17 protein-coding genes and 3 rRNA genes are annotated in these 25,301 nt (G+C 69.2%); 17 read left to right on the top strand and 3 right to left on the bottom strand.

The window, feature by feature from the left end:
- Positions 1 to 99: 99 nt before the first annotated feature.
- The 5 genes from mca to ACY8FT_RS06855 all read left to right on the top strand — a co-directional run bounded on the left by mca (position 100) and on the right by ACY8FT_RS06855 (position 5,348).
- Positions 100 to 1,050 carry a mycothiol conjugate amidase Mca gene (gene mca, locus ACY8FT_RS06875; protein WP_462418153.1) on the top strand — a complete coding sequence of 317 codons (951 nt, stop codon included), beginning with the start codon at positions 100 to 102 and terminating at the stop codon, positions 1,048 to 1,050.
- A complete protein-coding gene (locus ACY8FT_RS06870) occupies positions 1,050 to 1,337 on the top strand; it encodes a hypothetical protein (protein ID WP_462418152.1) in 288 nt (95 codons plus the stop codon). Before mca ends, ACY8FT_RS06870 begins: the two co-directional genes overlap by 1 nt.
- Positions 1,334 to 2,122: an isoprenyl transferase gene (locus tag ACY8FT_RS06865; RefSeq protein ID WP_462418151.1), complete on the top strand. Its 789-nt coding sequence runs from the start codon at positions 1,334 to 1,336 to the stop codon at positions 2,120 to 2,122. The genes ACY8FT_RS06870 and ACY8FT_RS06865 overlap by 4 nt, the downstream gene beginning before the upstream one ends.
- A gap of 148 nt (positions 2,123 to 2,270) precedes the next feature.
- The gene (locus tag ACY8FT_RS06860; RefSeq protein ID WP_462418150.1) at positions 2,271 to 3,644 is read left to right on the top strand and encodes a PhoH family protein; all 1,374 of its coding nucleotides are present in this window, start codon (positions 2,271 to 2,273) and stop codon (positions 3,642 to 3,644) included.
- Positions 3,645 to 3,845: 201 nt separating this feature from the next.
- Positions 3,846 to 5,348 carry an aggregation-promoting factor C-terminal-like domain-containing protein gene (locus ACY8FT_RS06855; protein ID WP_462418149.1) on the top strand — a complete coding sequence of 501 codons (1,503 nt, stop codon included), beginning with the start codon at positions 3,846 to 3,848 and terminating at the stop codon, positions 5,346 to 5,348.
- 91 nt (positions 5,349 to 5,439) lie between these two features.
- Here ACY8FT_RS06855 and ACY8FT_RS06850 read toward each other — a convergent pair whose 3' ends face one another.
- Positions 5,440 to 6,831 (bottom strand): class II fumarate hydratase, encoded by a 1,392-nt coding sequence (locus ACY8FT_RS06850; protein ID WP_462418148.1) that lies wholly within the window; start codon positions 6,829 to 6,831, stop codon positions 5,440 to 5,442.
- A 25-nt stretch (positions 6,832 to 6,856) separates the two neighbouring features.
- Complete coding sequence (gene coaA, locus ACY8FT_RS06845) at positions 6,857 to 7,807, bottom strand: type I pantothenate kinase (RefSeq protein WP_462418147.1); 951 nt, start codon at positions 7,805 to 7,807, stop codon at positions 6,857 to 6,859.
- Between the two features lie 91 nt (positions 7,808 to 7,898).
- Between coaA and glmS the strand changes: the two genes are divergently transcribed.
- The 7 genes from glmS (at position 7,899) to ACY8FT_RS06810 (ending at position 19,837) form a co-directional block, all read left to right on the top strand.
- Positions 7,899 to 9,752 (top strand): glutamine--fructose-6-phosphate transaminase (isomerizing), encoded by a 1,854-nt coding sequence (gene glmS / locus ACY8FT_RS06840; RefSeq protein ID WP_462418146.1) that lies wholly within the window; start codon positions 7,899 to 7,901, stop codon positions 9,750 to 9,752.
- Positions 9,753 to 9,818: 66 nt separating this feature from the next.
- Entirely contained in the window at positions 9,819 to 11,687 is a 1,869-nt protein-coding gene (locus tag ACY8FT_RS06835) for a holo-ACP synthase (RefSeq protein ID WP_462418145.1), read from the top strand.
- A gap of 530 nt (positions 11,688 to 12,217) precedes the next feature.
- Positions 12,218 to 13,741 (top strand): 16S ribosomal RNA (locus tag ACY8FT_RS06830).
- A gap of 393 nt (positions 13,742 to 14,134) precedes the next feature.
- Positions 14,135 to 17,210: ribosomal RNA gene (locus ACY8FT_RS06825) — 23S ribosomal RNA — on the top strand.
- Positions 17,211 to 17,327: 117 nt separating this feature from the next.
- Positions 17,328 to 17,444 (top strand): 5S ribosomal RNA (rrf, locus tag ACY8FT_RS06820).
- Together the 16S, 23S and 5S rRNA genes form the textbook arrangement of a ribosomal RNA operon.
- A 723-nt stretch (positions 17,445 to 18,167) precedes the next feature.
- Entirely contained in the window at positions 18,168 to 19,007 is an 840-nt protein-coding gene (locus ACY8FT_RS06815) for a tetratricopeptide repeat protein (RefSeq protein ID WP_462418144.1), read from the top strand.
- Positions 19,007 to 19,837, top strand: a complete 831-nt coding sequence (locus tag ACY8FT_RS06810) for an HAD-IIA family hydrolase (RefSeq protein ID WP_462418143.1) — start codon at positions 19,007 to 19,009, stop codon at positions 19,835 to 19,837. Before ACY8FT_RS06815 ends, ACY8FT_RS06810 begins: the two co-directional genes overlap by 1 nt.
- Before the next feature lie 6 nt (positions 19,838 to 19,843).
- Here the strand turns inward: ACY8FT_RS06810 and mptB are convergent, their stop codons facing one another.
- On the bottom strand, positions 19,844 to 21,409 hold the full coding sequence (mptB, locus tag ACY8FT_RS06805; protein WP_462418142.1) for a polyprenol phosphomannose-dependent alpha 1,6 mannosyltransferase MptB: 1,566 nt from the start codon (positions 21,407 to 21,409) through the stop codon (positions 19,844 to 19,846).
- Positions 21,410 to 21,501: 92 nt separating this feature from the next.
- On the opposite strand from mptB, the gene alr reads away from it, so the two are divergent.
- From alr to ACY8FT_RS06780, 5 genes are read left to right on the top strand one after another with little or no spacing between them, the layout of a single operon-like run.
- Entirely contained in the window at positions 21,502 to 22,674 is a 1,173-nt protein-coding gene (alr, locus tag ACY8FT_RS06800) for an alanine racemase (protein ID WP_462418141.1), read from the top strand.
- Positions 22,674 to 23,576 (top strand): alpha/beta fold hydrolase, encoded by a 903-nt coding sequence (locus ACY8FT_RS06795; protein WP_462418140.1) that lies wholly within the window; start codon positions 22,674 to 22,676, stop codon positions 23,574 to 23,576. The genes alr and ACY8FT_RS06795 overlap by 1 nt, the downstream gene beginning before the upstream one ends.
- The gene (gene tsaE / locus ACY8FT_RS06790) at positions 23,573 to 24,085 is read left to right on the top strand and encodes a tRNA (adenosine(37)-N6)-threonylcarbamoyltransferase complex ATPase subunit type 1 TsaE (protein WP_462418139.1); all 513 of its coding nucleotides are present in this window, start codon (positions 23,573 to 23,575) and stop codon (positions 24,083 to 24,085) included. The genes ACY8FT_RS06795 and tsaE overlap by 4 nt, the downstream gene beginning before the upstream one ends.
- 5 nt (positions 24,086 to 24,090) lie before the next feature.
- Complete coding sequence (gene tsaB / locus ACY8FT_RS06785) at positions 24,091 to 24,789, top strand: tRNA (adenosine(37)-N6)-threonylcarbamoyltransferase complex dimerization subunit type 1 TsaB (protein WP_462418138.1); 699 nt, start codon at positions 24,091 to 24,093, stop codon at positions 24,787 to 24,789.
- A complete protein-coding gene (locus ACY8FT_RS06780; RefSeq protein ID WP_462418137.1) occupies positions 24,786 to 25,301 on the top strand; it encodes a GNAT family N-acetyltransferase in 516 nt (171 codons plus the stop codon). The genes tsaB and ACY8FT_RS06780 overlap by 4 nt, the downstream gene beginning before the upstream one ends.

Here is a 25,301-nt window from a genome sequence, read left to right as displayed (position 1 = left end):
TCGCCACGCGCCGATGGGGGACAATGACCGGTGCACCATTGTTGTCCATCGGTCGTCCCGGTCGGGCGACCACCCCCGTGGCCACCAGAAAGGCGCCCCGTGACCGACCAGCTCCGTCTGCTCGCAGTGCACGCGCACCCCGACGACGAGTCGAGCAAGGGTGCTGCGACCGTGCTGCGCTACCGCGCCGCCGGGCACCCGGTGACCGTCGTCTCCTGCACCGGCGGTGAGCGCGGCGACGTGCTGAACCCCTTCCTGCAGGACGACCCCGAGGTGCTGCGGAACATCGTGGAGGTGCGGCGGCGCGAGATGGCGGCGGCGCAGGGGATCCTGGGCGTCGACCACGTCTGGCTCGGCTTCGTCGACTCCGGGCTGCCCGAGGGGGACCCCCTGCCGGCCCTGCCGGACGGCTGCTTCGCGCTGGAGCCCCTGGAGGTGACCGCCGAGGCCCTCGTCCGGGTGATCCGCGAGGTGCGGCCGCACGTGGTGACGACCTATGACGAGAACGGCGGCTACCCGCACCCGGACCACATCATGACCCACCGGGTGACGATGGCCGCCCTGGAGGCCGCGGGCGACCCGGAGCGCTTCGTGGACGCCGGCGAGCCGTGGCAACCGCTGAAGGTCTACTACAACCACGGCTTCAACCCCGAGCGCATCGAGGCCCTGCACGTGGCCTGCGAGGAGGCCGGGGTGGAGTCGCCCTACGGGGACTGGATGGAGCGCATGAAGGACCGGCCTCGGCGTCGCCTCACCACCCGCGTGCAGTGCGGCGAGTTCTTCGAGCAGCGGGACGACGCCCTGCGGGCCCACGCCACCCAGATCGATCCCGTGGGCTGGTTCTTCAAGGTCCCGCTGGATCTGCAGCGGGCGGCCTACCCTTACGAGGACTACGAGCTCGCCGTCTCGCTGGTCCCCACCGAGCTCCCGGAGGACGACCTGTTCGCGGGCCTGCCGCAGGACGTGGCGGCCGCCGACGAGCTGGCGCGGACGGCCTCGTGGGAGCAGGCGGCGTACGACGGACGGACCCGAGTGGAGGAGGACGCGTGATGGGTGGTCAGTTCCTGGCCCAGGGCGGCGCGGACACGAACGTCTCGATCACCGGTGGGGTCGGTGCCTTCCTGGCGATGTTCCTGCTGGCGCTGGCCGTCTGGGCCCTCGGCTGGAGCATGACGCGCCACCTCCGCCGCGTCAGCTACGCGGAGAAGCAGCAGGCCGCCGAGGAGCGTGAGCACGAGGCCGCCGAGGCGCGGCGTCGGGAGGCCGGCCCAACCGACCGGACCACGGAGCCGGATGCGGACGTGCGGCGCACGCCGCCGGGGGGCGAGGACGCGTGAGCGAGTCGACGAGCGGCACGACGGGGCGGGTGCGTGGCCTGGTGTACAGCGCCTACGAGCAGCGCATCGTCCAGGACCTCGACCCCGCGCGGCTGCCCTGCCACGTCGGGGTGATGCTGGACGGCAACCGGCGCTGGGCGCGGGAGCGCGGCTCCGACACCGCCGAGGGGCACCGTGCCGGTGCGGACAACATCGAGCCCTTCCTCGGGTGGTGCGAGGAGCTTGACATCGAGGTCGTCACGCTGTGGATGCTCTCCACGGACAACCTCAAGCGCCCCACCGAGGAGCTCGAGCCGCTGCTGGAGATCATCGAGCAGGCGGTGACCGACCTGGCCGCCAGCGGTCGCTGGCGGCTGCACCTGGTCGGCTCGCCCGATCTTCTGCCCCCGGCCAGCCGGGCGGTGCTGGAGGACGCCGTCCGGCGCACCCAGGAGGTCGAGGGCCTGCTGGTGAACGTGGCCATCAGCTACGGCGGGCGCAAGGAGATCAGTGATGCCGTGGCCTCCCTGCTGCGCCAGTGGGACGCCGAGGGGCTTGACCTCGCGGAGGCGGCCGACCGGGTGACGCCCGAGGTCATCGCCGAACACCTCTACACCAAGGGCCAGCCGGACCCGGACCTGGTGATCCGCACCTCGGGTGAGCAGCGGCTGGGCGGCTTCCTGCTGTGGCAGAGCGAGAAGAGCGAATTCTACTTCTGCGAGGCCTACTGGCCGGACTTCCGGCGGGTGGACTTCCTCCGTGCCCTGCGCGCCTACGCCGACCGGGAGCGCCGCTTCGGCCGCTGACCCGCACGGCGGCCTCTGAACGCGGCGTGAACGTCTGGACAACGCTCGGAACCCGGTGCGCGCGGGGGCGACGGCGCCTCCACCGACACCTAGATTCGGGTGTGTCAACGAGTCGACCCGCGTCGGCCGACGCGGGACAGGAGGCGTCATGACCGGTCACCAGCAGCTCCCCACGACGGATCGCACGGAGGGGGGTGAGGTGGCCACGGCCCCGGAGACGTCGACGAGCCCGGCGACGGCCACCGGCCTGCGCACCTACGTGGTGGACACCTCGGTCCTGCTGTCCGACCCCCGGGCCATGATGCGTTTCGCCGAGCACGAGGTCGTGCTCCCGGTCGTCGTCGTCACCGAGCTCGAGGGCAAGCGCCACCACCCTGAGCTGGGCTACTTCGCCCGCAGCGCACTGCGCACCCTGGACGACCTGCGCATCCGCCACGGTTACCTGGACCGCCCGGTGCCCACCGACGGGGGCGGCTGGCTCCGGGTGGAGCTCAACCACACCGACCCCTCGTCCCTGCCGGCCGGCTTCCGGCTGGGGGACAACGACACCCGCATCCTCTCGGTGGCCCGCAACCTCGCCGACGAGGGGCACGACGTGTGCGTGGTCTCCAAGGACCTGCCGCTCCGGGTCAAGGCCTCGGCCGTCGGCCTGGAGGCACAGGAGTACCGCAACGAGATGGCGGTCGACTCCGGCTGGACCGGCATGGCCTCGCTCGGGGTGACGGCCGAGCAGATGGACAGCCTCTACGACGAGGGGCGCGTCATCGTCGAAGAGGCCCTCACCCTGCCCTGCAACACCGGTGTGGTGCTCACCTCGCCCACGGGCTCCGGCCTCGCCCGCGTCACCCCCGACGGTGCCCTGCGCATGGTCCGCGGGGATCGGGACGCCTTCGGGCTGCACGGACGCAGCGCCGAGCAGCGGGTCGCCCTGGACCTGCTGCTCGATCCGGACGTGGGCATCGTGTCCCTGGGCGGGCACGCCGGCACGGGCAAGTCGGCGCTCGCGCTGTGCGCCGGGCTGGAGGCCGTCATGGAGAGGCGCCAGCAGAGCAAGGTGCTGGTTTTCCGGCCGCTCTACCCGGTCGGCGGGCAGGAGCTCGGCTACCTGCCGGGCAGCGAGAACGAGAAGATGGGGCCGTGGGCCCAGGCCGTCTTCGACACCCTGGGGGCCGTGGTCTCCCGGGAGGTCGTGGAGGAGATCGTGGACCGCGGGCTCATCGAGGTGCTGCCGCTGACGCACATCCGCGGCCGATCGCTCCACGACGCGTTCGTCATCGTGGACGAGGCCCAGTCGCTGGAGCGCAACGTGCTGCTCACGGTGCTCTCCCGCATCGGACAGAACAGCCGCGTCGTGCTCACCCACGACGTCGCTCAGCGGGACAACCTGCGGGTGGGGCGTCACGACGGGGTTGCTGCCGTCATCGAGGCACTCAAGGGCCGGCCGCTGTTCTCCCACGTCACGCTGACCCGTTCGGAGCGCTCGCCCATCGCGGCCCTGGTGACCGAGCTGCTCGAGCCGTGATCCGTCGGGGCCCATTGCTTTTCGCCGGGTGATGAGGGGTCGTGGCTTGACCCGCGACCCCTCGGTGCGCAAGGGTGCCGGGTCGTCTGCGCCCCATGCGTCCCATGTGGGGCGGCAGACCGATGCTCCTGCGTCCATCGGGCGGGAGCCCTGACGAGGGCTGGGATGTCCCTTCCCGGCCATGACTCGAAGGATGTCTCGATGAACGTGTCCCCTGACAACGCGTCGCGCCGCGGCACGAACGTGCTCCGTCGTCACCCGGTCGCGGGTGCGGCGGCCGCTGTGACGGCCCTGGCCTCCGTCGCCGGTGTGACGGTGTCGACCCTGCCCTCGGACCCCGCGCCCGAGGACAACGCGGCGGCCCTGAACCACGAGGTGAAGGCCGACGACCGCGACGAGCGCGCCAGCCGCTCGGGTGGTGAGCAGAAGAAGGACGAGGCCGCCGCCCAGAAGAAGGCCCGCGAGGCCGCGCAGGAGCGTGCGGAGAGTGCCCGTCAGCAGGCTGCCCGGGAGGCCGCCGCGCGTGCTGCGGCCGAGCGTGGGGCCGCGGAGGAGGCTGCCGCCGAGCGTGCGGAGGCCCGTGAGGCCGCGGAGCTGCGCGAGCAGCGTGAGGCAGCCGAGAAGGCCGCGGAGCGCAAGGCCGCGCGGCAGGCCGCCGCGCAGCGTGAGGCCGAGCGCCAGGCTGCTGAGAAGGCTGCTCAGGAGAAGGCCGAGCGTGAGGCTGCCGAGAGGGCTGCTGCTCAGAAGGCGGCTGCTGAGAAGGCCGCGCAGGAGCGCGCTGAGCGTGAGGCTGCCGAGCGGGCAGCTGCCGAGAAGGCGCAGCGCGAGGCGGCCCAGAAGGCTGCTGCGGAGAAGGCTGCGCAGGAGAAGGCCGAGCGTGAGGCGGCGAAGAAGGCCGCTGCTGAGAAGGCCGCGCAGGAGCGCGCTGATCGTGAGGCTGCCGAGCGGGCAGCTGCCGAGAAGGCGCAGCGCGAGGCGGCCCAGAAGGCTGCTGCGGAGAAGGCTGCGCAGGAGAAGGCCGAGCGTGAGGCGGCCCAGAAGGCCGCTGCTCAGAAGGCGGCTCAGGAGCAGGCCCAGCGTGAGGCTGCCGCTGAGAAGGCTGCGCAGGAGAAGGCCGAGCGTGAGGCGGCCCAGAAGGCCGCTGCTGAGAAGGCCGCGCAGGAGCGCGCTGAGCGCGAGGCCGCCGAGAAGGCGGCTCAGGAGCGTGCCGAGAAGGCTGCCCAGGAGCAGCGTGAGCGTGAGTACGCCGAGCACCAGCGTCGCGCCCGCGAGGCCGCGGAGCGTGAGGAGCGTGTGCGCGAGGCCGCCGAGCGTCGTGAGCGTGAGGAGCGCGAGCGCCAGGAGCGCGAGGAGCGCGAGGAGCGTCAGGACGAGGAGCAGGAGACCGAGGTGCCGGTCTCGAACGGTGACCCCCGTTCGGTCGCCCGCGCCATGCTCGCCGAGCGTGGTCTGGGTGCCTCGGAGTTCAAGTGCCTCGACAACCTTTGGGCCAAGGAGAGCCAGTGGCAGGTCTCGGCCACGAACCCGACCTCCGGTGCCTACGGCATCCCGCAGGCCCTGCCCGGCAGCAAGATGGCGTCCTCCGGCGCTGACTGGCGGACCAACCCGGCCACCCAGATCGATTGGGGCCTGGGTTACATCAGCGGCCGCTACGGCACGCCCTGCGGCGCCTGGGCGCACTCCGTGGCGCACAACTGGTACTGAGCCGACCCGGCTCCGACACGCGGAAGGGCCCCCACCACGTGGTGGGGCCCTTCCGCGTGCCCGGGGGTGGGGGCGTCGCCGCCCCCCGGGGTCACTTCTGGTGGGGAGTGGCCATGCCCAGCAGGTCCAGCGCCTCGTCGAGCTCGGCCTCGGTGAGGTCGCCGTTCTCCACGTGGCCCCGGTCGATGACCACCTGGCGCACGGTCTTCTTCTCGGCCAGCGACTGCTTGGCCACCTTGGAGGCGGCCTCGTAGCCGATCTTCGCGTTGAGCGCGGTGACGATGGCCGTGGAGGCGCCCGCGTACTCGGCCAGCTGCTCGGTGTTGGCCTCCAGGCCGGAGACGCAGCGGTCGGCCAGCACGCGGGAGGCGCCGGCCAGCAGGTCCAGCGAGTCCAGCATGTCGGTGGCCATCACCGGCAGCATCATGTTCAGCTCGAAGGAGCCGGTGGTGCCACCGAAGGCGATGGTGGCGTCGTTGCCCATGACGCGGGCGCAGACCATCAGCGTGGCCTCCGGGATCACCGGGTTCACCTTGCCCGGCATGATCGAGGAGCCCGGCTGCAGCTCGGGGATGCGCAGCTCGCCCAGACCGGCGCGGGGGCCGGAGCCCATCCAGCGCAGGTCGTTGCAGATCTTGGTCAGCGAGACCGCGATGAGGCGGGTCGCGGCCGACAGGTGCACCACGGCGTCCTGCGTGGACTGCGCCTCGAAGTGGTCCTGTGCCTCGCGCATCTCCACGCCCACCTGGCGGGAGAGGTCGGCGATCGCCTTGCCGGCGAACTCCGGGTGGGCGTTCAGCCCGGTGCCGGCGGCGGTGCCGCCCAGCGGCAGCTCGGCCACGGCCTCGGCGGCCTGCGCGAGGCGCTGGCGGCCCAGCTCGACCTGACGGGCGTAGCCACCGAACTCCTGGCCCAGCGTCACCGGCACGGCGTCCATGAGGTGGGTGCGGCCGGCCTTCACGACCTCGGCGAACTCCTGCGCCTTGGCCTCCAGTGCCTTCTGGAGGGTCTCCAGCGCCGGGTCCAGCCGCTCGGAGACGGCCTGCGCCATGGCCACGCGCATGGCGGTGGGGAAGGTGTCGTTCGAGGACTGGCCCATGTTCACGTCGTCGTTCGGGTGCACGTCGGTGCCCGCGCGGCGCGCCAGGGTCGCGATGACCTCGTTGGAGTTCATGTTGGTGGAGGTGCCCGAGCCGGTCTGGAAGATGTCGACGGGGAAGTGCTCGTCGTGCTCACCCTTGGCCACGCTCTCGGCGGCGGCCACGATGGCGTCGGCCTTCGCCTGGTCCAGGTTTCCCAGCTCGGCGTTCGCGCGCGCCGCCGCGGCCTTCAGCTGGCCGAAGGCGTGCACCACGGCCGCCGGGACCGGTCGACCGGAGATCGGGAAGTTCTCGACGGCCCGGGCGGTGGAGGCGCCGTACAGCGCGTCCGCCGGGACCTGCATCTCGCCCATGGAGTCGTGTTCAGTGCGGTACTCAGTCATGGGGCCATCATCGCAGGGTCCCCGGTCAGACCTTGCGCAGGAGCACCCGCCGCACGGAGTGGTCCGAGCCCTTCGTCAGCACGGCCGTCGCCCGCCCCCTGGTCGGTGCGATGTTCTGCTGCAGGTTGGGCCCGTTGATGGAGTCCCAGACCGAGAGCGCGAAGTCCTCGGCGTCGTACGCCGACATGTCCGCGTAGCGGTGGAAGTAGGACTCCGGGTCCGCGAAGGCGGTGGTGCGCAGCTTCTGGAAGCGGTCGAGGTACCACTGCTTGACGTCCTCGGTGCGGGCGTCGACGTAGACCGAGAAGTCGAAGAAGTCGCTGACCGCCAGGCCGGCCGAGCCGTCGCGGCGGATGGTGGGCGGCTGCAGCACGTTGAGTCCCTCGATGATGAGCACGTCGGGCTGGCGCACGACGATCTCCTCGTCGGGCACGATGTCGTACACGAGGTGCGAGTACACCGGGGCGGACACCTCGGGGGAGCCGGCCTTGACCGAGGAGACGAAGCGCAGCAGCTTGCGGCGGTCGTAGCTCTCGGGGAATCCCTTGCGCGCCATCAGCCCGCGCTCCTCGAGCACCGCGTTGGGGTGCAGGAAGCCGTCGGTGGTCACCAGCTGCACCTCGGGCGTCTCCGGCCAGCGCGCCATGAGGTCGTGCAGCAGACGGGCGGTGGTGGACTTGCCGACCGCCACCGAGCCCGCCACGCCGATGATGAAGGGGGTGCGCTCGGTCGACTCCCCGAGGAACTCGTTGGTCGTGGCGCGGAGCCGCTGCGAGTTGCGGACGTAGAGGTTGATCAGGCGGCACAGCGGCAGGTAGACCTGCTCGACCTCCTCGACGCTGATCCGGTCGCCGAGGCCCTCGATGCGGCGCACGTCCTCGGCGGTGAGGCTCATGGGGTGCGACTGGCGCAAGCGGGCCCAGCTGTCCCGGTCCAGCTCGACATAGGGGGAGAAGGACACCGTGCCGTGCGACATGCGCGCCATTCTGCATCGGGACGGGGCCGTGTGGGCGGCGCCACGACGGGACGGGCGCGGCGGGGCCGACTCCCGGGTTAGTGTGGGCGCCATGTGTGGAATCGTGGGATATGTCGGGCGCGACAAGAGCCGTCGTGCTCTCGACGTCGTCATGGAGGGCCTGGCGCGGCTGGAGTACCGCGGGTACGACTCCGCGGGCGTGGCGCTGGTCGGTGACGGTCGCGTCGAGACCGCCAAGAAGGCGGGCAAGCTGGTGAACCTCGAGGAGGAGCTCAAGCGGCACACGCTGCCGGACACGAGCACCGCCATCGGTCACACCCGCTGGGCCACGCACGGTGGCCCCACCGATGAGAACGCCCACCCCCACCGGGGTGGCAAGGACGAGAAGCTCGCCCTGATCCACAACGGCATCATCGAGAACTTCCACTCCCTGCGCGAGGAGCTCGAGGCCGACGGGGCCGAGTTCACCTCCGAGACCGACACCGAGGTCGTCGCCCACCTGCTGGCCAAGGAGTACGCGGGTGACCTGACCGAGGCCATGCGCACCGTGGTCAACCGCCTGGAGGGTGCCTTCACCCTGCTCGCCGTGCACGCCGACTCCCCGGGCACCGTCGTGGGCGCCCGCCGCAACAGCCCGCTGGTCATCGGCCTGGGCGAGGGCGAGAACTTCCTCGGCTCGGACGTCGCGGCCTTCATCAGCCACACCAAGCAGGCGATGGAGATGGACCAGGACCAGATCGCCACCATCACCGCCGACGAGGTCACGGTGATGAACTTCGACGGCACCCCGGCCGAGGGCAAGCCCTTCGAGGTCACGTGGGATGCTGCGGCCGCGGAGAAGGGCGGCTACGACACCTTCATGGAGAAGGAGATCCACGACCAGGGCGACGCCGTGCGCGACACCCTGCTCGGTCGCACCGACGCCGACGGCCGCCTCACCCTCGACGAGCTGAAGATCGACGAGGACCAGCTGCGCGGCGTCAACAAGATCATCATCATCGCCTGCGGCACCTCCGCCTACGCCGGCATGGTGGCCAAGTACGGCATCGAGCACTGGGCCCGCATCCCGGTCGAGGTCGACCTCGCCCACGAGTTCCGGTACCGCGACCCGGTGCTGGACCCCAACACGCTGGTCGTCTCCATCTCGCAGTCCGGCGAGACGATGGACACCCTCATGGCGGTCCGCCACGCCAAGGAGCTCGGCGCCCGCACGCTGTCCATCTGCAACAGCCACGGCTCCAGCATCCCGCGCGAGTCCGACGCCGTGCTCTACACGCACGCGGGCCCGGAGATCGCGGTGGCCTCCACCAAGGCCTTCGTCGCCCAGATCACCGCCTGCTACGTGCTGGGCCTCTACTTCGCCCAGCTCAAGGGCGGCGAGTACGCGACCGAGGCCGGCAAGGTGCTGGAGGACCTGCACCGCATCCCGGAGAAGATCGAGACGCTGCTGGAGGACACCGCGCGCATCGAGGAGATCGCGCACTTCATGTCCGACACCCGCTCGGTGCTCTTCCTGGGCCGCAACGTCGGTTACCCCATCGCGATGGAGGGTGCGCTCAAGCTCAAGGAGCTCGCCTACATCCACGCCGAGGGCTTCGCGGCCGGCGAGCTCAAGCACGGCCCGATCGCGCTCATCGAGCCCGGCCAGCCGGTGTTCATCGTGGTGCCGCCGACCGACGCCCCGCACGGGCTGCATGGCAAGGTGGTCTCCAACATCCAGGAGATCCGCGCGCGTGGCGCCCGCACCCTCGTCATCGCCGAGGAGGGCGACGAGCAGGTCGTGCCGTTCGCGGACGAGGTGATCCGCGTCCCCGCGTCGACCCCGCTGCTGCAGCCGCTGCTGGCCATCATCCCGCTGCAGCTGTTCTCGCTGCACCTGTCCACGGCCAAGGGTCTGGACGTCGACCAGCCGCGCAACCTGGCCAAGTCGGTCACCGTCGAGTGAGCTGACGCCACCGCGCATGAGCCGTCGTCACGTCACCGCCCCGTCTCCCGTCCCGGAGGCGGGGCGGTGATCGTCTCCGTGGGCACCGACGTGGTCGAGGTGGAGCGTCTCGCGGGCGCCCTCGACCGCGTCCCCGGGCTGCGCGACCGGCTCTTCACGGAGGTCGAGCGCGATCTCCCGGTCGCGTCGCTCGCGGCACGGTTCGCGGCGAAGGAGGCCGTCGCGAAGGTGCTCGGCTCGCCCCCGGGGTTGGGCTTCCGCCAGGCGTGGATCGAGTCCGGGGAGCACGGCCGCCCGCACCTGCGCCTCGACGGCGAGGCGGCCCGGGTCGCGGGGGTGCTGGGGATCGCGCGCTGGCATGTCAGCCTCACGCACGATGGGGGGCTCGCCGTGGCGACCGTCGTCGCGGAGGGGGACGGCGGGAGCGAGCACGGGGGGACTGGGAGCCAGCCGCGGGCGGCCCACTCGGTCGACGCGGTGCGGCAGGTGGAACGGGCTGCCGGTCCGCTGGTCCACGACGGCACGCTCATGCGTCGGGCCGCGTCCGCCGTGGAGTCCGTGGTCGCCGCACGCCTGCGGCCCGGTGGGCTAGTGCACGCGTTGGTGGGTCCGGGCGACAACGGTGGCGACGCACTGCACGCCGTGGCCGGTCTGGCCCGTGACGGAGCAACCCTGTGCACCGCGGTCCTGTGCGCGGACACCGTCCACGAGGAGGGTCTGGAGGCGGCCCGGGAGGCGGGTGTCCGCGTGATCGACCTCCTGGACCCGGGGGTGGTGTCGGACTCGGCGGTTCGCGGGCTCACCGACGCCTGGGAGGCGGAAGACGTCGTGGTCGACGGGCTCTTCGGCATCGGGGGACGGCCCGGATTCCGTGGTCCCGTGCGTCAGCTCGCGACCGCGCTCGACCTGCGTCGGGAGGAGGGGACGGCGCCCCGGGTGGTGGCGGTGGACCTGCCGAGCGGCGCGGACCCGCACGGCCGCACCGTGGCGGAGGCGGGGGACGTCCTCGTCGCGGACGTGACCGTGGCGCCCACCTGCCTGAAGCCGGTGCACCTGGCACCCGCCACGCGCCACCTCTGCGGGGAGCTGGTGGTGGCGCCCATCGGTCTGGCGGAGCCGGACGAGGCCCCCGTTCTGGTGGAGCACACGCTGGCCGAGCTGCTGGAGCGCTGTCCCCGGCCTGGACGGGCCGACCACAAGTACACCCGCGGGGTCGTCGGGGTCGTCGCCGGGAGCGAGCGGTACCCCGGGGCCGCGGTCCTGACGAGCACAGCAGCCCTGCACACGGGGGTGGGCATGGTGCGCTACGTGGGTCCCCGTCGGGCGGAGGACCTGGTGCTCTCGTCCTGCCCCGAGGTCGTGCCCGGATCGGGGCGGGTGCAGGCGTGGGTGCTCGGACCGGGCACCGCGCCCGACGACGCCGAGCGCCAGCAGGACATGCGTGCCGCGCTGCACCACGGCGAGCCCGTGGTGCTGGACGCGGGCGCACTGGGCCTGGTGCAGGCGATCGACCGCGCCGGCACCGTGGTGCTCACGCCCCATGCGGGGGAGCTGGGGGAGCTCATCGGGTGGGAACGTCACCGCGTGGAGGCGGACCCTGTGGGTGCAGGAGGTGTGGCCGCTGAGCGATGGGGGGTCACGGTCCTCGTCAAGGGCGGGGTCAGCGTCGTCGTCCCGTCGCCCCGGGAGCAGGAGCGGGGTATCGCGGTCGCCGTGGTCGACGCGGGCTCCCCGTGGTTGTCGACAGCCGGTACGGGGGACGTGCTCGCAGGTGTTGTCGGAGGACTGCTCGCGCTCGGGCTGCCCGGGCACTTGGCGGCAGAACTCGGCGCACGCCTGCACGGTCGGGCTGGTCGGTGTGCTTCGCAGGGCGGACCGTTGCGTGCGTCAGCGCTCCCGCAGCACGTCTCGGAGGCACTGCGCGACCTTCCTTGAGGGGCCAAGCGCACGGAGAGTGCCCCCATCACGGTCCAGATTCCGCGTCATCCCGCCAGAGTTGGACGTCCATCGCGAATCGGACCCGAGTCGGCTTGCGTGGGGGTTTGGGTGTGTGTATTGTTCCTCCTCGTTGCCCGGCCGGGTGGCTCACGGTGAGTGAGTGGTTCTGGTTTGGGTGGCGGTGACCTTCCCGGTTGTTTGGGTTGGTGGTCGCGATCTGGTTCGAGAGTTCCGGGTTGGTGGTCACGGCTCGGATGGTGTAAGGTTGTGGATCGCCCCTGAAGGAGATCGCACGGTGGGCCTGCTGGAGTTCTGGCGGGTTGGTGCGGTGGATGTTGGGGAGTGTTTGGTCCTTGAGAACTCAACAGTGTGTCATGAATCGATGCCAAATTATTTTTGTTGTATCCCTTTCGCATCCATGACGTTCCGTCGTTCGCGGTGGTGTGTTGTGGGTGTGTTTGGTTGATTTCTTTGGCGATGAGGATTGAGTCCAGCGACTCATTCTGACTCTGCCAGTATCAAAATTTTCTACGGAGAGTTTGATCCTGGCTCAGGACGAACGCTGGCGGCGTGCTTAACACATGCAAGTCGAACGGTGAAGCGAGTGCTTGCACTCGTGGATCAGTGGCGAACGGGTGAGTAACACGTGAGTAACCTGCCCTCCACTCTGGGATAAGCGCTGGAAACGGCGTCTAATACTGGATACGACCGACCCTCGCATGGGGTGTTGGTGGAAAGATTTATCGGTGGTGGATGGACTCGCGGCCTATCAGCTTGTTGGTGGGGTAATGGCCTACCAAGGCGACGACGGGTAGCCGGCCTGAGAGGGCGACCGGCCACACTGGGACTGAGACACGGCCCAGACTCCTACGGGAGGCAGCAGTGGGGAATATTGCACAATGGGCGAAAGCCTGATGCAGCGACGCCGCGTGAGGGATGACGGCCTTCGGGTTGTAAACCTCTTTCAGCAGGGAAGAAGCTTTTGTGACGGTACCTGCAGAAGAAGCACCGGCTAACTACGTGCCAGCAGCCGCGGTAATACGTAGGGTGCGAGCGTTGTCCGGAATTATTGGGCGTAAAGAGCTTGTAGGCGGTTTGTCGCGTCTGCTGTGAAAATCTGGGGCTTAACCCTGGACGTGCAGTGGGTACGGGCAGACTAGAGTGTGGTAGGGGAGACTGGAATTCCTGGTGTAGCGGTGGAATGCGCAGATATCAGGAGGAACACCGATGGCGAAGGCAGGTCTCTGGGCCATTACTGACGCTGAGAAGCGAAAGCATGGGGAGCGAACAGGATTAGATACCCTGGTAGTCCATGCCGTAAACGTTGGGCGCTAGGCGTGGGTCTCATTCCACGAGATCCGTGTCGCAGCTAACGCATTAAGCGCCCCGCCTGGGGAGTACGGCCGCAAGGCTAAAACTCAAAGGAATTGACGGGGGCCCGCACAAGCGGCGGAGCATGCTGATTAATTCGATGCAACGCGAAGAACCTTACCAAGGCTTGACATGCACTGGATCGCCTCAGAGATGGGGTTTCCCTTTGGGCTGGTGCACAGGTGGTGCATGGTTGTCGTCAGCTCGTGTCGTGAGATGTTGGGTTAAGTCCCGCAACGAGCGCAACCCTCGTTCTATGTTGCCAGCACGTGATGGTGGGGACTCATAGGAGACTGCCGGGGTCAACTCGGAGGAAGGTGGGGATGACGTCAAATCATCATGCCCCTTATGTCTTGGGCTTCAAGCATGCTACAATGGCCGGTACAGAGGGCTGCGAAACCGTGAGGTGGAGCGAATCCCAAAAAACCGGTCTCAGTTCGGATTGGGGTCTGCAACTCGACCCCATGAAGTCGGAGTCGCTAGTAATCGCAGATCAGCAACGCTGCGGTGAATACGTTCCCGGGCCTTGTACACACCGCCCGTCAAGTCACGAAAGTCGGTAACACCCGAAGCCGGTGGCCTAACCCTTGTGGGAGGAGCCGTCTAAGGTGGGACCGGTGATTGGGACTAAGTCGTAACAAGGTAGCCGTACCGGAAGGTGCGGCTGGATCACCTCCTTTCTAAGGAGCCACTACGCGTCCTGCGGATCCTGTTGTGGGGTTCGTGGGGTGTGTCAGAACCTGTCACCTGTTTGGTGGTGGGGCCCTTTGCGTGTCCGTCTGTGGCACGGAGGGTGCTTCTGGGTGGAACATCGATTGATCATGACGTCTCGTGTGTTCGTGGTGTGAGTACGGTGCTCCTGTGTGGGGTGTTGGGAAAGTGCTGCGGGTGTGTGGGGTGTTGTTGACACACTGTTGGGTCCCCAGGGACCAAGCGTGCCAGCTGGCCTGTTGGGTTGGTTGGTGGGCTTTTTGCCTGGTTTCCTTGATTCTTGGCTGGTGCTGCGTGTGTGGTGCTGGTGGGGGTCATGGGGTTGTTTTTTGAGAACTTCACAGTGGACGCGAGCATCTTTGTGTCAAGTTTTTAAGGGCACATGGTGGATGCCTTGGCATCAGAAACCGATGAAGGACGTGAGAATCTGCGATAAGCCTCGGGTAGTCGATAACTAGACGTTGATCCGAGGATTTCCGAATGGGGTAACCCGGCTGGAGGCAAGTCCAGTCACCGCTACCTGAATATATAGGGTAGAGGGAGGGAACGTGGGGAAGTGAAACATCTCAGTACCCACAGGAAGAGAAAACAATTGTGATTCCGTGAGTAGTGGCGAGCGAAAGCGGATGAGGCTAAACCGGTCACGTGTGATACCTGGTAGGGGTTGCGTGGTCGGGGTTGTGGGACCAGTCGTCCGGGATCTACCAGTCCTGGGGGCAGTGATAAATGTTGGTGGTAGTCGAACGGTCTTGAAGGGCCGGGCAGAGAGGGTGCGACCCCCGTAGACGAAACTGCTGGCACTGTCTGTGTTGTGTTCCCGAGTAGCACGGGGCCCGTGAAATCTCGTGTGAATCTGCCGGGACCACCCGGTAAGCCTAAATATTCTCTGATGACCGATAGCGGACAAGTACCGTGAGGGAAAGGTGAAAAGTACCCCGGGAGGGGAGTGAAATAGTTCCTGAAACCATGTGCCTACAAGCCGTAGGAGCCCTTCGGGGTGACTGCGTGCCTTTTGAAGAATGAGCCTGCGAGTTAGTGCTCAGTGGCAAGGTTAACCCGTGTGGGGAAGCCGTAGCGAAAGCGAGTCCGAAGAGGGCGTCTGAGTCGCTGGGTCTAGACCCGAAGCGGAGTGATCTACCCATGGCCAGGTTGAAGCGCCGGTAAGACGGCGTGGAGGACCGAACCCACTTAGGTTGAAAACTGAGGGGATGAGCTGTGGGTAGGGGTGAAAGGCCAATCAAACTCCGTGATAGCTGGTTCTCCCCGAAATGCATTTAGGTGCAGCGTCACGTGTTTCTTGCCAGAGGTAGAGCTACTGGATAGCTAATGGGCCCCACCGGGTTACTGACGTTAGCCAAACTCCGAATGCTGGTAAGTGAAGCGTGGCAGTGAGACTGCGGGGGATAAGCTTCGTAGTCGAGAGGGAAACAGCCCAGATCACCAACTAAGGTCCCTAAGCGTGTGCTAAGTGGGAAAGGATGTGGAGTTGCTGTGACAACCAGGAGGTTGGCTTAGAAGCAGCCACCCTTTAAAGAGTGCGTAACAGCTCACTGGTCAAGTGATTCCGCGCCGACAATGTAGCGGGGCTCAAGCACACCACCGAAGTTGTGGCAACGAAAGTTGGGTAGGGGAGCGTCGTGCAGCGAGTGAAGCGGCGGAGTGATCCAGTCGTGGATGCTGCACGAGTGAGAATGCAGGCATGAGTAGCGAAAGACGGGTGAGAAACCCGTCCGCCGAATAACCAAGGGTTCCAGGGTCAAGCTAATCTGCCCTGGGTAAGTCGGGACCTAAGGCGAGGCCGACAGGCGTAGTCGATGGACATCCGGTTGATATTCCGGAACCGGCGAAGGACCGCCCCTGGCGAGGCTGTGGATGCTAACCGTGTGATCACTGCTGATCGGCACTTTGTGTCGTGATGATGGTGTGAGCCCGGGACCCGAAGCAGTAGTAGCCAAGCGATGGAGAGACGCAAGAAGGTAGCTGTTGCGTGGCGATGGTTGTCCACGTCCAAGGGTGTAGGACGGTATCTAGGTAAATCCGGGTGCCATGTGTCTGAGACCTGATGGTGACCGCGTATGCGGGAAGTCAGTGATCCTATGTTGCCGAGAAAATCTTCTAGCGAGGTTCTAGCCGCCCGTACCCCAAACCGACTCAGGTGGTTAGGTAGAGAATACTGAGGCGATCGAGTGAATCGTGGTTAAGGAATTCGGCAAAATACCCCCGTAACTTAGGGAGAAGGGGGGCCTGATCCGTGAAACCACATGCTGGTGGCAGCGGTGAAGGCCGCAGAGACCAGGGAGAAGCGACTGTTTACTAAAAACACAGGTCCGTGCGAAGTCGCAAGACGATGTATACGGACTGACGCCTGCCCGGTGCTGGAAGGTTAAGGGGACGAGTCAACCTGTATGGGTGCAGCTCTGAACTTAAGCCCCAGTAAACGGCGGTGGTAACTATAACCATCCTAAGGTAGCGAAATTCCTTGTCGGGTAAGTTCCGACCTGCACGAATGGCGTAACGACTTCTCCACTGTCTCAACCACGAACTCGGCGAAATTGCACTACGAGTAAAGATGCTCGTTACGCGCAGCAGGACGGAAAGACCCCGGGACCTTTACTACAGCTTGGTATTGGTATTCGGTGCGGCTTGTGTAGGATAGGTGGGAGACTGTGAAGCATACGCGCCAGCGTGTGTGGAGTCATCGTTGAAATACCACTCTGGTCGCTCTGGGTATCTAACTTCGGTCCGTGATCCGGATCAGGGACAGTGCCTGGTGGGTAGTTTAACTGGGGCGGTTGCCTCCCAAAGGGTAACGGAGGCGCTCAAAGGTTCCCTCAACCTGGTTGGTAACCAGGTTTCGAGTGTAAGTGCACAAGGGAGCTTGACTGTGAGACGTACAGGTCGAGCAGGGACGAAAGTCGGAACTAGTGACCCGACGGTGGATTGTGGAATCGCCGGCGCTCAACGGATAAAAGGTACCCCGGGGATAACAGGCTGATCCTGCCCAAGAGCTCATATCGACGGCATGGTTTGGCACCTCGATGTCGGCTCGTCGCATCCTGGGGCTGGAGTAGGTCCCAAGGGTTGGGCTGTTCGCCCATTAAAGCGGTACGCGAGCTGGGTTTAGAACGTCGTGAGACAGTTCGGTCCCTATCCGCTGCGCGCGTTGGAAACTTGAGAAGAGCTGTCCCTAGTACGAGAGGACCGGGATGGACGAACCTCTGGTGTGTCAGTTGTTCTGCCAAGAGCACCGCTGATTAGCTACGTTCGGAAGTGATAACCGCTGAAAGCATCTAAGCGGGAAGCACGCTTCAAGATGAGGTTTCCATGCCCCTTTGAGGGTGGGAGGCTCCCAGCTAGACTACTGGGTTGATAGGCCGGATGTGGAAGCACAGTAATGTGTGGAGCTGACCGGTACTAATAAGCCGATGACTTGCTACAAAGATGCTACGCGTCCACTGTGTGGTTCCCGGAAAACACACCCCGGGATGAACAAAAACATGCCGCCGCCCGGTTGTGGGTGGTTTGGGATGCTGTTGTGTGTGAGTACGACAGTGTTTCGGTGGTCATAGCGAAGGGGAAACGCCCGGTCACATTCCGAACCCGGAAGCTAAGCCCTTCAGCGCCGATGGTACTGCACTGGGAACGGTGTGGGAGAGTAGGACGTCGCCGAACTCCTCTTTACGCGAAAGGGTGGAGAGGGAAGCATCACCTGTGAACCAGGTTCCTGTGTCGGGAACCGGAGACGGTTCAGACTGGTGTCTTCCTTCTTCGCCCTTTTTGCATACCCGAGACCAAGGTGACACCACCGGGCGTGGTGTGGTGTACGGGCCCCTTCGTTTCTGGGACTCGCTCATGGGGTGTCCTGGTGGGTCAGGAGGGGGGCTGCTCGTGTGGGGCGGGCCGTGTTTCGTGGGGTGGCCGGCCAATCTGGGCTGCTTGGTGGTGTTCGGGGGGGGGCCGGTCAGTCTCGGGGTGATGTGTGGTGCCCGGTTGTGTTCTGGGGGTTGTGTGTGGGGTGGTGTGCACCAGGACCGGCGTAGAATCCACCCCATGACGCCTGACAACGCCGAGCCCACGTCGTCGACCGATCCGGAGGGCACGAGCAGCGCCAGCTCGTCCGAGGGACGCGAAGGAGCCCGGGGTGGGGCCGAGTCCACGAGCTGGGGTCGACGTCCTCAGGGCGACAGGCGCGGGAGCGGGCCCCGCGGGGGACGTGGCGACCGCGGTGACCGAGGGGGCGGGGGTCCCCGTAGCGGCGGCCAGGGAGGCCGCGGCGGCCGTGATGGTGGTGGTCGCGGTCGTGGTGATGACCGGAAGCGTGACGGTGGCTGGTCCCACTCGACCTCGCGCGGTGGACGCGGTGAGCGTCCCGACCACTCCGGAGGTGCACGGGCGTTGGCCCCCAAGGAGGGGCGCAAGCCCGAGCCGGCGATCCCGGAGGGCGTGACGGGGCAGGCTCTGGGCCAGGTGGTCTGGGACGAGCTGAAGACGCTGAGCAAGGAGAACATGAAGGGGGTGGCCGCCCACATCGAGTCGGCCTACCTGTTCATGGAGGAGGACCTGGACGCTGCCCTGGCCCACGCGGAGACGGCCTCCCGCCGAGCGGGTCGTGTCGCCTCCGCGCGTGAGGCGCTGGGTACGGTCCACTACGCGCGGGGGGAGTGGAGCGACGCGATGCGTGAGCTGCGCACGGCCGCGCGTCTGTCGGGCACCTCCCACCTGCTGCCGATGATCGCCGACTGCCAGCGAGGTCTCGGTCGCCCGGAGAAGGCGCTCGAGCTCGGTGGGTCCCGCGAGGCCTCGCGCCTGTCGCCCGAGGGCCTGGTGGAGATGGCGATCGTGTTGTCCGGGGCGCACCGGGACCTGGGCGACGCGGCATCGGCGGCGTCGCTCCTGGCGACCCCTGCCTCGCGGATCGCTCCTGACAACCCGGAGGCCGGTCGACTCTGGTTCGCCTACGCCGAGGCGCTGGCAGCGCGCGGGGACGCTGCGGCCGAGCAGTGGTACGCGAAGGCGGCCTCGGTCGGGGAGACCGGTGAGCCGGCGGTGCCGGAGGTCGCCGAGGGCATCTTCTACGACCTGGAGGACTGGGCGCCTGCGGAGACCCCGCAGCCCGAGCGGGAGGCCCCTGCGGAGACGCCGGAGCCCGAGAAGCCGGCGTCGACTCCCGAGCCCGAGCCGGGGACCGAGGCGACGTCCGAGTCCGACGAGCCGTCGGCAGACGAGCGCGCCTGATGCAGCAGATCACCGTGCCCGGTGACGGCGTGGAGCTGGCGGGGATCCGCGGCGTCGTGTGCGACGTCGACGGAGTCGTGCACGCGGGGGACCGCCCCTTCACCGAGGCCGTCGCTGCGCTCAACGCGTGGATGGAAGCCGGGCTCTCGGTGGTGTTCGTCACGAACAACGCCTCGCGCTCGACGGAGGAGCTCGCGGCCAGACTGGCCCAGGACGGGGTGCGCCTGGGCGTGCACCAGGTGCTGACCGGCGCGATGGCCGGCGCCCACGTGGTGGCCGGCCGGGTGGAGCAGGGCGCGGCCGTGCTGGTGGCGGGTTCCCCCGCGCTGTCCGATGCCGTGCGCGCGGCAGGGCTCAGCACGACCACGGATCCGCAGGAGGCGGTGGCCGTCGTGCAGGGCTATGCGCCTGGCATGACGCTGCAGCAGCTCCACGACGCCGCACACGCCGTGACGCTGGGAGCGGACTGGGTGGCGACCAACCGCGACCGCACGCTCCCCACGGGGTGGGGCACCGCGCCGGGCAACGGGGCTTACGTCGCGGCGGTGGTGACCGCGACCGGCAGGGAGCCCGTGGTCGCCTGCAAGCCGGAGGCCGGGATCTACGAGATGGCCCTCGAGCGGCTGGGGTGCGAGCCGGCGGAGGTGGTGGCCATCGGCGACCGGCTCGAGACCGACGTGCAGGGGGCCAACCGCGCCGGGCTGCACAGCGTGCTGGTCACCACCGGGGTGCACGGCCCGGCCGAGGTGGAGGAGGCCCGCGCCGAGGGACGGGACCAGCTGGTCCCCGAGCACGTGGTCGGCAGCCTCGCAGAACTGCGGCTGCGCTGAGCCCGGTCAGGCCTCCACCGGGTGCGGCTCGTCCTCGACGAGGTCGAGCTTCCGATCCTCCTGCGCGGGGCCGCCGTGGGGCGGTCGGTCCCGGAAGCTGAAGAACAGCACCACCACGCAGGCCAGGCCGATGACGACCTGGCCGGAGCGTGCGCCGGTGTCGAACAGGCTGTAGGCCACCACCGCGAAGGTCAGCCACAGTGCCGCGCGCTCGACCTCCGGGCGCATGCCGGCCAGCGGCAGCAGGGGCAGACCCCACAGCACGTACCAGGGGTGGACCGTCTGCCCCAGCAGCGCGACCACCAGCAGGGTCCACGCGGTGAAGGCGATGCCACCGATGCGCAGCACCCGCAGCGAGGCGAGCAACACGACCGCGACGGTGACGGCCATGCCCGCGTACTTCAGGACGCCCTTGACGACCGGTCCGGCCGCCGGCACCCCCAGTGCGGACACGACCGAGGCCAGCAGGCCGCCGATCAGGCTGATGGGGGACAGTCCCGCCGCCATGCCGGGCACGGACAGGGCCGGGATCCAGCCGTAGCCGAGCCCGGTCGCCCAGGTGATCCCGGCGAAGGCCGCGCAGAACACGAGGGCGGCCACGATGCCGGGGGCCAGGAGCCGTCGCAGGTCCGGCCAGGCCCTGGACAGCCAGTGCTCGCCGGCGGTGGGCAGCAGGCTGGAGCGGGGGCGGGCGAGCAGGTACGGATACATGCGTGCCGTGCACAGGGCCGTCGTCCCGAGCAGCCCCACGGCCGCGGGCTGCTTGACCGCCGCGGCGGCCGCCATGACGACCGACGCCACGACGAGGGCGAGCCACGGGCGCCCGCGCGTGCTCACCCACAGGGCCAGGGCCAGCAGTCCCACCATGAGTGCGTCGTTGTGGGCGCCGCCGACGAAGTGCATGAGGGCCAGCGGGTTGGCCACGCCCCACCAGAGTGCGACGTCGCCCCGGACGCCGACCCAGCGGGCCAGCCGGGGGATGGTCCACAGCAGCAGGACGACGCCGGCCAGTGCCATGAGGCGCATCGCGACCGCCGCCGGGTAGGGCTGCTCGCCGACCAGCAGCACCACCCACCGCTGGATCTCCAGGGCCAGCGGGCCGTACGGGGTGGGCGTGAGCAGCCAGTACGGGTCCACCTGCTGCCGGAAGTAGCCGCTCACCGCACCCGGGCCCATGTCGTAGGGGTTCAGCCCGTGGTGGTGCATCCACCCGACGGCCGCGTAGGAGTACGCGTCGTGGCTGTACAGCGGGGGCGCGAAGGTCATCGGCAGCGACCACCAGAGGATCGTCGCGCGCATCGGCGGGCCGGGGCGGTCGGTGCGCGGCCGGACCCGCAGCCAGGCGGTGGCCACGCCGATGGTCCCCACCAGCAGCACCACGGTCGCCAGCAGGGTGCCCTCCGGGGAGAGCAGCCAGCGCAGGCCGGGGACGTCCTGGAACGGGTTGTTCCGCGGCAGGAAGAGGGGGGTGTGGGAGCCCAGCGCCATGAGCAGGGAGGCGAAGAAGCCCCAGCGGACCCGGCTGTCACGCCACGCCGTGAGCATGGAGTCGCGCAGGTGTGACAGCGGCAACGGCGTGAACCTCCCCGGGGTGATCTGAACGGCCCCATCGTATGTGAGGGACGGCCGCCCTCCGGCCCGACCGGCAGTGACAGGATGACCGGATGCGCAGTGCTGCCACTCCCACCGCCGGGCACCGGGCCGTCGTCGACGCCGGTGCGATCCGCCACAACCTCGAGCGGGCCGGGGAGTGGGCCTGCGGGGCCGACGTGATGGGCGTGGTCAAGGCGGACGGGTACGGCCACGGTGCCCTCACCGCGGCGCGGGCGGCGCAGGCGGCCGGGGCGCCGATCATCGGGGTGGCTCAGCCCGCCGAGGCGCTCGCCCTGCGCCGGGCGGGTGTGACCGGACCGCTCATCGCGTGGCTGCTCACGCCCTCCACCGAGCTCGCCCCGCTCGTGGAGGCCGACGTCACCCTCGGCCTGGCCGCCCCCTGGGCCGTCGACGCCGCGATCGGGTCGGGGCGTCGGGTCGGACGTCCGGTGACGGTCCACCTGGAGCTCGACACCGGCATGAGCCGCGGCGGCCTCGCCCCGGAGGACTGGGAGGACGCGTTCGCCACCGCACGTCGGGCCGAGCAGGAGGGGACCCTGGTCGTCGAGGGGGTGTTCTCCCACCTGGCCTGCGCCGACGACCCCGGGCACCCCTCGGTGGACGCCCAGCGGGACGCCTTCGAGCGCGGACTGGCCGAGGCCGCCCGTGCCGGTCTGGACCCGCGCTGGCGCCACCTGGCGAACTCCGCCGCGGTGGTCACCCGCCCCGACCTGGCCTATGACCTGGTGCGCCCCGGCCTGGTCGCCTACGGGCTGTCACCGGTGCCGGACCTGCGCCCGAGCGCCGAGCTGGGCCTGCGCCCGGCCATGACCCTGCGGGCACCGCTGGCAGCCGTCCGGCGGGTGCCCGCCGGCAGCGGCATCAGCTACTCCTTCACCCACGTCACCGCCACCGACCGCTGGCTGGGGGTGGTGCCCCTGGGTTACGGCGACGGCGTGCCGCGCGCCGTGTCCGACCGCGCCCCGGTGCGCGTGGACGGGCGTTCCGGAGCGCTGGACCGCTGCGTCGCGGGCCGTGTCTGCATGGACCAGTTCGTCGTCGACCTGGGGGAGGCCACCGGCCCCACGCCGCCGGCCGGACCCGGGGACGAGGTCACCCTCTTCGGGGACGGCGCCGACGGTGGCCCCACGGCGCAGGACTGGGCCGACGCGGCGGGCACGATCAGCTACGAGATCGTCACCCGCATCGGCCCGCGGGTGTCACGCGTGGTCGAGGAGGCCTGATGCGGCACCACTGGCTCACCCGGGGCGACCGGGAGCTGCACGCCGTCGAGCAGGGGCCGGACTGCGGGGAGGCCCGCGCGGCGGCCGTCCTGGTGCACGGCTACGTGCTGTCCTCGGGGATCTTCGGGCCGCTGGCGCGGTCGCTCGCGGCCCACGGGGTGCGCGTGGTCCGGCCCGACCTGGCCGGGCACGGCTGGTCCCGGGCCGGCGAGGAGGACCTCGACCTCGGCGTCCTGGCGGACGACCTGGCCGCCGTCATCGAGGCCCTGGAGGTCCCGGCCGACCAGCCGCTGGTCCTGCTCGGCCACTCGATGGGCGGCATGGTGACCATGCAGATGCTGGAGCGGCACCCGGACCTGGCCGAGCGGGTCCACGCGACCGTGTGGATGGCGACCTCGCCCGGGGGCATGGCCACCTCGCCGTTCGGCATGCCGCTGCGGACCAGCACCCTGGTCGGGCCGCTGGTCAGCCGACTGGTGCCCGGCGTGATGGCCCGTGCCGCCCGTGGAACGGCGGACCGTCGGCCCGCGCCGCGCGCCGGGGCACGGGAGGTCGAGATGGCTCACCTGGCGAGGGCGAACTTCGCCGGCCGGCCCCCGCGCGCCGTGGTGCACCAGGTCCTGGCCATGCACCACCGCGTGCCCTACCGGGTGCTCTCGCAGCTGCTCACCTCGATCCTCGCGCACGACGGACGGGACGTGCTGCGCTCGCTGACCTGCCCGGGCCTGGTGCTCATCGGCGATGATGACCGCATGACGCCGCACAGCCACTCGGCCGAGATCGCCGAGCTGCACCGGGGCTCCGAGCTCCGCGTCGTGCAGGGCGCCGGCCACCTGGCGATGGTGGAGCGCCCGCGCGAGGTGGCCGAGGCGGTGCTCGAGCTCGTCGAGGAGGTCGCATGAGCGTCGTGGACGTCGCCACCACCGAGCGGATGGTGGAGCTCGGCCGCCGGCTGGGCGAGTGGGTGCGCGCCGGGGACGTGCTCGTCCTGACCGGGGAGCTGGGCGCCGGCAAGACGACCCTCACCCGCGGCCTGGGGGACGGGCTGGGTGTCTCGGGGGACGTCACCTCGCCGACCTTCGTCATCTCCCGGGTCCACCCGTCCGCCGGCTCCGGACCGTCCCTGGTGCACGTGGACACCTACCGGCTGGGCAGTCGGCACGAGGTCGACGACATCGACCTGGACACCGACCTCGCCGGTGCGGTCCTGGTGGCCGAGTGGGGCGCAGGTCTGGTCGAGCAGCTCACCGACCGCTGGCTCGAGGTCGACGTGCGCCGCGCCACCGGGCACGACACGGACGGGGCGGACCAGGCGACCCGGCAGGTCGAGGTCGCCGCCGTCGGGGAGTGGGACGACGCGACCGATCGGCTGCAGTCGCTGTCGGAGCTGCTGCGCCGCGAACTACCCTGAGCGCCATGCTCCTGGCCCTGGACACCTCCACCGCCGCCGTCACCGCGGCGGTCCACTCCGGCACGCCGTCACCCGCAGGCGGGGACGCCGGCCCGACCGGCACCGTGCTGGCCGCCGAGACGGTGCTGGACGCCCGGGCCGCCGGGGAGCAGCTGGCCCCCGTGGTGCAGCGGGTGCTCGAGGCCGCGGGAACCTCCCCGGAGCAGGTCACCGACATCGTGGTGGGCACCGGTCCGGGGCCGTTCACCGGGCTGCGCGTCGGCATCGTCACCGGTCGCGTGCTCGCCCTCACCGGCGGTGCGCGGCTCCACGGCGTCTGCAGCCTGGACGCCCTGGCCGCGGCCGCCCGGGAGCAGGGCGTGGTCGATGCCGACCAGCCGCTGCTGGTGGCCACCGACGCCCGGCGCAAGGAGGTCTACTGGGCCCACTACGAGCGGGGCGTGCACCGGGCCGCGGGGCCGGAGGTCTCCCGCGCCGCGGACCTGCCCGAGGCCGTGCGCGGACTGCCCGTCGTGGGGGCCGGGGCCGCGCTCTACCCGGAGTCGCTCACCGGCGAGCGGCTCCCCGTGGCCCCGGACGTGGACGCCGCCGTCCTGGCCCGGCTGGCGGTCGAGCACCCCGAGGTCCTCACCGACACCGAGCCGCTGTACCTGCGCCGCCCGGACTCCCAGGCGCCCGGGCAGCGCAAGCGGGTGCTCCTGTGAGCGCGGTCCTCGCACCCGCCCACTGGCGGGACCTGCCGCAGCTGGTGTGGCTGGAGGCCGCGGCGCACCCGCACGACGCCTGGACCGAGAGCGCCTGGTGGGGCGAGCTCGCCTCCGGGCGGAGGGAGTACGCCGTGGCCGTCGACTCGGACGCCGCGGTCCCCGGCCGCCGTCGCGTGCTGGGCTACGCGGGGCTCGACCACGGCGGCACGACGGCCGACGTCATGACGATTACCGTCGACGAGGCGCACCGGGGCGCCGGCCTCGGCCGCCTCCTCATGGACCACCTGGTGGAGCGCTCCCGCGCCGGGGGTGCCGAGGCGCTGCTGCTGGAGGTCCGGGCCGACAACACCCCCGCCCTGGCCCTCTACGAGCGCACCGGCTTCGACCTGCTGGCCACCCGGACCGGGTACTACCGCGGGCCGGACGGCCCGGTGGACGCCGCGATCCTGCGCCTGCTGCTGGCCCCGACCACCGACCCGAACGCGACCACCGACCAGGAGGAGCGCTGA

The sequence above is a fragment of the Kytococcus sp. Marseille-QA3725 genome (assembly GCF_054950055.1).
The sequence above is the reverse complement of the archived record's forward strand: the minus strand, read 5'-3'. Positions and strand labels throughout refer to the sequence as shown.